General features: G+C 53.6%; 9 protein-coding genes. 4 read left to right on the top strand and 5 right to left on the bottom strand.

Features of this window, described 5'->3' with window-relative positions; genetic code table 11:
- Window positions 1-38: 38 nt before the first annotated feature.
- From folB to hemG, 3 genes are read right to left on the bottom strand one after another with little or no spacing between them, the layout of a single operon-like run.
- The gene (gene folB, locus HMPREF1323_RS07245) at window positions 39-410 is read right to left on the bottom strand and encodes a dihydroneopterin aldolase (RefSeq protein WP_009433463.1); all 372 of its coding nucleotides are present in this window, start codon (window positions 408-410) and stop codon (window positions 39-41) included.
- A 24-nt stretch (window positions 411-434) separates the two neighbouring features.
- On the bottom strand, window positions 435-1,358 hold the full coding sequence (locus tag HMPREF1323_RS07240; protein WP_009433460.1) for a cation diffusion facilitator family transporter: 924 nt from the start codon (window positions 1,356-1,358) through the stop codon (window positions 435-437).
- Window positions 1,345-2,793 carry a protoporphyrinogen oxidase gene (gene hemG, locus HMPREF1323_RS07235; protein ID WP_009433454.1) on the bottom strand — a complete coding sequence of 483 codons (1,449 nt, stop codon included), beginning with the start codon at window positions 2,791-2,793 and terminating at the stop codon, window positions 1,345-1,347. Before hemG ends, HMPREF1323_RS07240 begins: the two co-directional genes overlap by 14 nt.
- A 440-nt stretch (window positions 2,794-3,233) precedes the next feature.
- On the opposite strand from hemG, the gene rfbA reads away from it, so the two are divergent.
- Genes rfbA through HMPREF1323_RS07215 form a run of 4 tightly spaced genes read left to right on the top strand, consistent with a single transcriptional unit; the run spans window position 3,234 to window position 6,787 of the window.
- Window positions 3,234-4,112, top strand: a complete 879-nt coding sequence (rfbA, locus tag HMPREF1323_RS07230) for a glucose-1-phosphate thymidylyltransferase RfbA (protein WP_009433437.1) — start codon at window positions 3,234-3,236, stop codon at window positions 4,110-4,112.
- Between the two features lie 33 nt (window positions 4,113-4,145).
- Window positions 4,146-4,715, top strand: coding sequence for a dTDP-4-dehydrorhamnose 3,5-epimerase (gene rfbC / locus HMPREF1323_RS07225; RefSeq protein WP_009433455.1), 570 nt, complete (start codon window positions 4,146-4,148; stop codon window positions 4,713-4,715).
- A 23-nt stretch (window positions 4,716-4,738) separates the two neighbouring features.
- The gene (gene rfbB / locus HMPREF1323_RS07220; protein WP_009433436.1) at window positions 4,739-5,812 is read left to right on the top strand and encodes a dTDP-glucose 4,6-dehydratase; all 1,074 of its coding nucleotides are present in this window, start codon (window positions 4,739-4,741) and stop codon (window positions 5,810-5,812) included.
- 27 nt (window positions 5,813-5,839) lie between these two features.
- Window positions 5,840-6,787, top strand: coding sequence for a glycosyltransferase family 2 protein (locus HMPREF1323_RS07215; protein WP_083845386.1), 948 nt, complete (start codon window positions 5,840-5,842; stop codon window positions 6,785-6,787).
- A gap of 263 nt (window positions 6,788-7,050) precedes the next feature.
- Here the strand turns inward: HMPREF1323_RS07215 and HMPREF1323_RS07210 are convergent, their stop codons facing one another.
- Both HMPREF1323_RS07210 and HMPREF1323_RS07205 read right to left on the bottom strand, forming a co-directional pair.
- Window positions 7,051-8,124, bottom strand: coding sequence for a BACON domain-containing protein (locus tag HMPREF1323_RS07210; protein WP_009433487.1), 1,074 nt, complete (start codon window positions 8,122-8,124; stop codon window positions 7,051-7,053).
- Window positions 8,125-8,171: 47 nt separating this feature from the next.
- Window positions 8,172-9,464, bottom strand: a complete 1,293-nt coding sequence (locus HMPREF1323_RS07205; protein WP_009433491.1) for a DUF4302 domain-containing protein — start codon at window positions 9,462-9,464, stop codon at window positions 8,172-8,174.
- Between the last annotated feature and the right edge of the window lie 2 nt (window positions 9,465-9,466).

Raw genomic sequence — 9,466 nt, 5'->3', positions numbered from 1 at the left:
TCCCGTGTTTTGTATTCAGGCATCCGAGTCGTGGCGGCTTAGTCGCGGCTGGCTTCAAGGGTGAAGGCTGCGGACTGTACCTCGCCAGGGAAGGGCGGATTGCACTTGCTGAGGGTGAGTACGAGGCGCTGCATGCGGGGGAAGGTAGCGAAGAGGCGCTCACTGATACGGCCGACGACATGCTCCAAGAGGCGCGAGGGGATAGCCATCTCGGCCTTGACGACCTCGTAGACGTCGGCATAGCTGATGGTCTCCTCCAGTTCGTCACTGCGGACGCTTCCTGCGACGCCAGCCCAGAAAGTGAGCTCGACGACGAACTGATTGCCGACACGCTGCTCCTGTGGGAAGACGCCGTGGTAGGCGTAGAAGCGCATTTCGTGCAGGGTGATCTTCATTGCTTCGATCTTCATTGGCTTATCGTGGGGTAAGGGATGTTAGTAATGTCCGTGGGAGCTGGGCTCGATATGAATAGCGATGTGGGTCGTCGTCCCATAGCGGGCGCGTAGCTCACGCTCGATGATGAGGGTGATATCGTGCCCCTCGGCTACACTCATGCGCCCATCGACGAGGAGGTCGATCTCGATAGCGTAGCTCCCGCCGATGCTACGAGTGCGCATGCGATGGATGCCCTCGACACGGTGCGTCGAGAGGACGATCTCGGTGATCTCTCCTTCGATCTCAGGGCTCAGACATTCCTCTGTCAGCTCATTGAAGGCCGGGCGAAGGACGCTCCAGCCCATGTGGATGATGAAGAGGCTCACGACGCCTGCAGCCAGTGGCTCGAGGAAGAGCCAGCGCTCATCGAGGAAGATAGCTCCAGCGATACCGATGAGTACGGCGATGAGTGCCAGCGTATCACTGCGGTGGTCGAGGGCCTTGGCCTTGAGTGCCGAGCTCTTGAGCAGCCCTGCCCACTGGTAGGTATAGCGGTAGAGGAAGAGCTTGATCAGAAGGGAGACGAAGGCGACGATGAGTGTCATACGGCTGGGACGGGGCAGCTGGAGCGTACCCATCCCAAGGCCAATGATCGAGATGATGCTATTGTAGAGGAGGAGGACGCCGACGCTGATCATGACGACTGCCATGACGACCGAGGCGAGCGTCTCGAACTTCCCGTGCCCGTAGTGATGATCCTTATCCTGAGGCTTGCCCGAGATACGGATGAAGATGAGGGCAATGATGTCGGTGAGGAAGTCAGAGATTGAGTTGATCGCCTCTGCTATCATCGCGCTACTATGCCCTACGATCCCGACGAAGAGCTTCAGTAGTACGAGGAGGGCGTTGGAAGCACTGCCGAGGAGCGTCACACGTAGGATCTTCTTCGTGCGCTCGGGGTAGGTGCTTTTATTCGGCGCCATGCTGCTTGCTGATGAGACGAGCTAAGGCCTCGCCCTGCTTGATGCGGTCGGGGATGCCGATGCCGTCACGGATCGCCCCAGCTAAGTGGAGGCCTGGATAGCGCTCTTCGAGTTGCGCGATTCGCTCGAAGCGTGCTCCTGAGGAGGCTTCGTATTGGGGGATAGCCAAGCGGTGGCGGAAGATGTGCAGTAGGTCGGGCTCGCTCGTAATCCCGAGTAGGCGCTGCAGGCGCTCACGGACGAGGGCCTCGATGGCTTCGTCCGAGTAATCAATGACTTCTGGGGCTCGCATCCCTCCGAGGAAGATTGAGAGGAGTGTACCGCCCTTAGGTGCGCGCTCTTCGAAGCATGCCGATGGATGAAGGATACCTAAGAGTTCGCCATCTTCGTGCGAGGGGACCAGACCACCGAAGGCATGGAAGTGGGGGAGCTTCGTCTTACGCATGCCCCACGCCACTTGTACGATAGGCGCATAGCGAAGGGCTGTGATCGGAGCGAGGTCTTCTGTGGAGAGGAAGGGGAGTAGGTTGGGAAGAGTGGGGGCAGGTGTCGTCGTGATGACGTGGTGAGCTCGGAGCGTATGTGTGGTGCCCTCCGCCGTGAACTGCACTTCGTAGAGCCCCTCTGCGGTGCGTGTGATACGACAGCCTTCGGCAGTGTAGGAGAAGTGCTCGCTCCCGATATGATTTGCAAGTGCGTGTGTGAGCTGGGATAGCCCACCCGAGGTGGAGAAGATTTGCTTCGTCACACTCTGAGCCTCCGCATCCTTCGGTGCTCGTGCCTTGGCGATAGCCCCACGGATGAAGCTCCCATGTTGCTCCTCGAGGGCGTAGAGCTTGGGTAGGGCGTAGCGCGTCACGAGACGGTGCGGGTCGCCTGCGTAGATGCCTCCGATGAAGGGATCGACAGCGTAGTCGAGGAAGCTCTTCCCGAGTCGGCGCACGACCAGCTCTGCGATCGACTCGTTCTCCTTCCGACCACGGGCACGGAAGGGCTCGAGGAGGATGCCCAGCTTATCACGCATCGAGAAGAGTGGTGTCTTCAGCCCAGAGAGCGGTGAGGAGGGTAGGGGGAGGAAGGTCTGTCCTTCGCCTGTGTGCTTCCCCATGCTCTTGAGGATGAGGCGGCGATTGGCCTCGGTTGAAGCGGTGCACATGAGATCTGGGAAGGCGGCAAAGAGGCGAGGGACGGCAGCATGACTGATGATGCCCGTCGTAGGTCCCGACTCATAGATGAAGCCCCCTTCGCTGTGGCTCTCGATGACGCCCCCAGGCCGATCACGTTGCTCAACGAGGTGTAAGCTGAGTCCAGCCTCCTTCAGATGGAAGGCTGCGGTGAGGCCCGTCAGGCCAGCACCTATGATGACTACGTCAATCGGAGTATCGGGGAGGTTATTCGTCATGTGGCTTGATCCTGCTTCACTTGTGCGAAGCATCGGCAAAGATAACGAACATGCTCAAGATAGGGCGAGTTAATTAGGTGCATCCATTTAGTATGCTAATGGTACATCACAGAATACTATTTGCAATATTTAGGATTCAATCTTATCCCTTTAGATACAAGTACTTTACTCTCGTTAAACTACTTGTTGCTATCTCTTGCTCTTAACTTGGGGAGCTTTATTAAATGGTAGCGTTGTTCTCTATGATACTAGTAAGTAAGGGATTCCTCTGAGATCTGTTGGGAGATAGATGATGTATCAATGTGTTGTTTTTTAGTTGGCTATATTGGTGGCTCTTGGTGAGCTACCCTCAGGAAACTGTGTGATGGAAGGAATATTCTATCTTTGTGAAAAGAATGTATACGAGGAGCGTTGATCGTCGTTGATTCTGTTCTTAGCAAGGAACCTTCCCTTGAAAAAATTAAGCAGCAAATATGAAAGGAATCATACTGGCAGGCGGTACAGGTACACGCCTCTATCCCATTACCAAGGGGGTGAGCAAGCAGCTTCTCCCTATCTACGATAAACCTATGATCTACTATCCCATTTCAGTACTTATGCTGGCTGGGATACGTGAGATCTTGATTATCTCGACACCACAGGATCTGCCAGGATTCCGTCGTCTGTTGGGGGATGGGAGTGACTATGGAGTCTCATTTAGTTATGCCGAGCAGCCTTCGCCCGACGGGCTGGCACAAGCCTTCCTCATCGGCGAAGAGTTTATTGGGAATGATTCTGTATGTCTAGTTCTAGGGGATAATATCTTCTATGGTATGTCTTTCAGCCAGATGCTCACTCAAGCCGTAGCAGATGCAGAGAAGGGCTGGGCGACCATCTTTGGCTATTGGGTTAATGATCCAGAACGCTATGGCGTAGCAGAGTTCGATGACGAAGGAAATTGCCTCTCGATCGAGGAAAAGCCGGAGCATCCAAAGAGTAACTATGCTGTCGTCGGTCTTTACTTCTACCCGAATGAGGTAGTTCAAGTAGCTAAGGGAGTTAAGCCCTCTGCTCGAGGTGAGCTGGAAATCACATCTGTCAATGAGGCCTTCTTGAAGAAAGATGCTCTAAAGGTGCAGACGCTCGGCCGGGGCTTTGCTTGGCTGGATACGGGTACCCATGATTCCCTCTCTGAAGCTTCCACATTCGTCGAGACCCTTGAGAAGCGTCAAGGTCTCAAGATCGCTTGTCTCGAAGAAATTGGCTTCCATCAAGGCTGGATCACTAAGGAGAAGCTCCAAGAGATTGGAGAGTTTCTGAGCAAAAATCAGTATGGACAGTATCTCCTCTCGCTTCTGAAGAATAAGCGCTAGTTCGTATATCCACCAAATAGATACAGCGAGATCATGAACATCGTACCGACCTCGATTGAGGGAGTTGTGATCCTAGAGCCTCGGGTCTTCGGAGACGATCGTGGCTATTTCTTTGAGTCCTTCAGTGCAGCCTCCTTCAAGGAGCACGTCTGTGCAACAGACTTCGTACAAGACAATGAAAGTTATTCGCGCTACGGAGTGATCCGTGGACTGCACTTTCAGCTTCCTCCCTATGCTCAGAGCAAACTAGTACGCGTCGTGCGTGGCTCTGTCCTTGATGTGGCAGTCGATATACGCCGGGGGTCAAAGACCTTCGGACAACATGTGGCTGTGGAGCTAAGCGAGGATAATCATCGTCAGCTCTTCATCCCACGAGGCTTTGCTCATGGCTTCAGCGTACTCTCCCCCGAAGTAGTCTTTCAGTACAAGTGTGACAACTATTATGCTCCCCAGTGTGAGGGTGCAATAGCATGGGATGACCCAGATCTGGCGATTGACTGGCGCATACCAACCGATCGGGTGAACCTCTCCGAGAAGGATAAGCTACACCCTAGACTCAAGGAGGCTGAGCACCTCTTTGATATACAAGACTTACTTTACTAGAAATCAAAAATATCAATTACGCTATGCAATACAAGCGCACCCTACTGATCACAGGTGGAGCTGGATTTATCGGCTCGCATGTCGTTCGTCTGATGGTGAATAAGTATCCAGACTACCGCATCATCAACTTGGATAAGCTAACTTATGCGGGTAATCTGGCTAATCTCAAGGATATCGAGCAAGCTCCGAATTACCTCTTCGTACGTGAGGATATTTGTGAATATGAGCGTATAAGAGAAATCCTGAAGGAGTACGAGGTGGATGGGATCATTCACCTAGCAGCAGAGAGCCATGTGGACCGCAGTATCCGTGATCCTTTCACCTTTGCTAAGACCAATGTCTTGGGGACGCTCTCTCTCCTGCAGGCTGCTCGTGAAGTTTGGGAAGCTCGCCCGGAGAAGTATGACGGGAAGCGCTTCTATCATATCTCTACCGATGAAGTCTACGGGACGTTAGCGTTTGATGGGGCCCTCTTCACTGAGGACTACAAGTATGATCCACATAGCCCTTACTCAGCGAGTAAGGCTTCCAGCGACCACTTTGTCCGTGCGTACCACGATACCTATGGGATGCCGACACTGGTGACCAACTGCTCGAATAACTATGGTCCCTATCAGTTCCCAGAGAAGCTGATCCCCCTCTTCATCAACAATATCCGTCATGGTAAGCCTCTGCCCGTCTATGGAAAGGGCGAGAATGTGCGTGACTGGCTCTATGTCGTCGACCACGCACGTGCTATCGACTTGATCTTCCATAAGGGACGCACTGCCGAGACCTACAATATCGGAGGCTTCAACGAGTGGAAGAATATCGACCTGATCAAGGTGCTTATCTCTACGGTAGATCGACTCTTGGGCAATCCTGAAGGCCACTCCCTCCCTCTGATCTCCTATGTGACGGACAGAGCAGGGCATGACCTTCGCTATGCGATTGACTCCACCAAGCTACATAAGGAATTAGGGTGGGAGCCCAGCCTCCAGTTCGAGGAAGGTGTCGAGCTGACAGTACGTTGGTATCTGGAGAATCAAGAGTGGCTTGACAATATTACCTCTGGAGCCTACGAGACCTACTACGAGCAAATGTATCAGGGGCGCTAATTCTTCCTCTATCATCCTTGCAATATTATGCAGACTCAGCCGCTTATATCTTTCGTTATGCCCGCCTACAAAGCGGAATGGCTTGCGCAGGCAGTAGATAGTATCCTCGCTCAGACATATCCAGCCATCGAGTTGATCGTCGTAAACGATTGTTCTCCTCATGATCTTGACTCTGTTATGGCTCAGTACACGGATCCTCGAGTGCGCTACTATCGCAACGAGCAGAATATCGGAGGGAAGCACTTGACTCGGCAGTGGGAACACTGTCTAGGGTTCGTACGAGGTGAATACCTCGTTATGGCTGCAGACGATGACCTTTATGCTCCGACCTTTGCCGAGGAGTGTATGAAGCTAGCAATGCAGCATCCTTCTGTAGACTTGATCCGTACGAGGGTAGAGGAGATTGATGAGGTAGGGGCACTTGTAGGGCTTGAGTCATTTTATACAAAAGGTCTGATCTCTCAGCTTGAGTATATCTATGCCTATCGTTCTGGAGAAGTCTTTATCTGTATGGGAAACTTTGCTTTCAAGACTTCTGTCTTGAGAGAGAAGGGATTTGTTGATTTCCCAAGGGCATTAGGTTCTGATATCGCTACCACTATCGAGATGGCAGCCAACGGGGTTGCGTGTGTAGATCAGCCTCTGTTTGCTTTCCGCCACTCGACGATTCATCTGTCAGGTTCTATGGCCCAGCTTGAACCTAAGATGGGGGCCATTACTCTCTTCTACGAGTGGATGGAGCGTTATCCTATCCCCGTTCCCCAGAATAAGTATGAGGTCTATTATGCCAATAAGTTGACTTCGCTTGATTGGCATGAGAAGTGCATCTACGACTACTATAATCAGGTGATTCGCTATGTCCCTATGCTTAAGCTCTCCCACTTCTTATCCTTAGCGAGACTTGCTTCTTCCAAGGAGAAGACAAAGATGATTCTTCGCTGGTGTAAGGATCGTGTCTTACCCCTTAAGCACTGAAGCGGGAAGGCTCGACAATTTATATTAAAAGTAAGGCCAACCTCTCAAATGTGAGAGGTTGGCCTTACTTTTTACTTTCTATATATGGGCGAGTATGATTTTATAGCTGCATCTTTCATCATAGCTGTGTGGGGAGATTGCTTTAACTTGTATAAACTCAAGCTCTCTGTGTGTAGGAGTGAAAAGGCAAGCCCCTCGCCCATAGCAGATGCTACGAGCGAGGGGCTGATGCTTAGTGGATTCGTCCGAAGGACGGAGGAGGGTTACTTGGCCTCGAGCTTAGGCTGGATGAAGAACTTCTCGATGCCGATGAACGTACCTTGGGTGATCTGGCGTGAGCTTGAGCGGACGAAGCCGTAGGAAGCCCAGTACTGCTCCGAGGAGATCTTGCTCTTCTCCTTGAAGATGAGCTTGCCGTCATGGTTGACGGAGATCAGTACGGGCTCACGTGTCCCGATGATATAGGTCTTGTGCTCAGCAGTGAAGTCATCGGCAGCGAGGACGCTCATGATGTAGATGTTCTTGCCGCTGGCTGGGTCTGTCGCCGTCTTCACCACCTTCCCGTTGAGGAGCTCCAGGCCTTGACCAGGCGTGAATGCAGCCTCCCATGTGTAGGTGCCGTCGATGATGAACTGTGCCTGCGTGTCGCTGACCTTCTTGATCTCCACGTCGGAGCTTAGGGGAACCATCGTCCCCGTAGCGGCATCCAGCGTCATAGAGTGCTGAGTGTATTGCCCTACGATGTCAGCGAGATCGACCTGTGTGACCTGAAGTGAGTCAACGAGACCAACCCCCTTGGCGATGATCCAGCCCGTGCGGGGACGGCCCGTGGTGTTCTCTGCGACGATGACACGAAGCTGCTGATCCTTGGGCTCCAGCTGGATCCAGTCGGCTGAGGTGGTGTAGGTGACGGTGATATTCGAGGGTGCCTTGATCGTCTTGTCAATGGCAGCATCTCCCCCGATCATCGCTTGCTCCTTCGGCAGACCGAAGATGATGCCGGCCTGCATGATGTTGATCGCGATGGAGTCACCCTTACTATCCTTGAGGACCAGCGAGGCGTTGCGTGACTGGGGATTGATATTGTCAGTCGCGGTAAGACGGATCGTCGCACCTTCCTGAGCTACCTGAAGCCAAGAGGCGGAGCTGTAGGCCTTCGCAGGAGCCTTGTCTAGACGTACGGTCGCCGTAGAGGACTCTACGGGTAGGTAGGTCTTAGCCTCCAGTACGGAGAAGTCCACCTGGCTCAGTCGAGGTACATCCTGCTGCTTCTTACACGAGCTACCAAGGCTCAGCAGTCCGAGAGCAGCGAGGAGGATTAAGCTTATTCTCTTCATGAGTATTGTAATCATCTGAATTGAGAGAGGTACATACGAGGCTGGCACTAAGGCTGCTTCTTGATGTACTGGATATTCTCGATAGCGATCGGCATGACGAGGTTGCCCTTACTATCAACGAGCGGAGTATTGAGGTCTTCACCGTAGGCGATACCATAGAAGGAGTCGACCTTACCATCGGCGAGCTCGGTACCCTTAGCGACGGCTTGCTGGAGATCTTCATCCCAAGCGAAGGTGATGCTATGGAGCTCAGCGGCGAGGAGCTTGCGTCCATCAGCCAGCGATGCAGGTACGAGGATGATACCACCAGCATATCTATTCGTCGGGTCGTGCAGAGCCTGTCCCTGGAAGCTGATCGTACCCGCAGTAGCATCGTAGGGGAGGACCATCTTGTAGCTGACTCCGTAGAAGGTGAGGACGGCCGAGAGGGTATTGGCTCGCTCACCAGCTGAGAGGGTGAGGGTCGTAGGCTTACGCCAGCCACGGACGGGGTTGTGTCGGAGCGTCCACGTGCCGTACCAGAAGTCGATAGGCTTATAGCTCTTGGGGAGGAAGAGCTTCGCGACGAGGTCACCCGAGGTGAACTGCTGGGCTTCGCCATCCCAGGTGAAGGTGCTGTAGCTCTTGCCTTCGACTACGATGGGGCTCTGTAGCGTGATGCCCTTAGCGGTGAAGTTGAATGGCGTGTCGAAGCTACGCTCACCGATCTTGACCGAGAGGCGACGGGCGTCTCGACGGATCTCACCCTGCGCCAGCTCCTTGCTCCCGAGAGAGAAGTCGAAGGTGCTTGCTGTCATCCCTTCGCGGACATTGAGGATACCGAGGATCTGCTCCTCGATGCTGCTGTCATCGGGGATGCGGACGAGGCGCATCTCATTGCCCCACTTCTTACCGAGGAGACGTACTGTATCAGCGGTGGCTGAGAGGATAGCGAACTCATAGTCTCCCTGGATCCCCTCGGGGTAACCGAGTGATGCGGAGGCCAGTGAGTGAATCACCTCATTATAGGTGGGGAAGGTCAGCACAGGGCCTTGGTCGCGGACGATCGAGTACTCGCTGGTAGCCCGTAGCTCGGGATCTACGTTGTCACCAGCCATTGTCACGTGACCGTTCTCGAACTTCATCAGGAGCGTGAAGCCAGGACCCGAGTAGTCTCGGCCAGCATAGTACTCCATACGCCAGCCCTTGGGCGCAGCTTCGAGAAGGGCTTTCTCCTCAGCGATGAGGGCGTCGATGCGAGCTGCCGCAGGCTTGTCGAAGATCTCCTTATTGTCCTTGAGGCAGGAGGGGAGCATGAAGCTCAGCAGCCCCAAGAGGATATATATATAGGTAGGACGCATGA

The sequence above is a fragment of the Porphyromonas sp. oral taxon 279 str. F0450 genome (assembly GCF_000292995.1).
Classification (GTDB): domain Bacteria; phylum Bacteroidota; class Bacteroidia; order Bacteroidales; family Porphyromonadaceae; genus Porphyromonas; species Porphyromonas pasteri.
The sequence above is the reverse complement of the archived record's forward strand: the minus strand, read 5'-3'. Positions and strand labels throughout refer to the sequence as shown.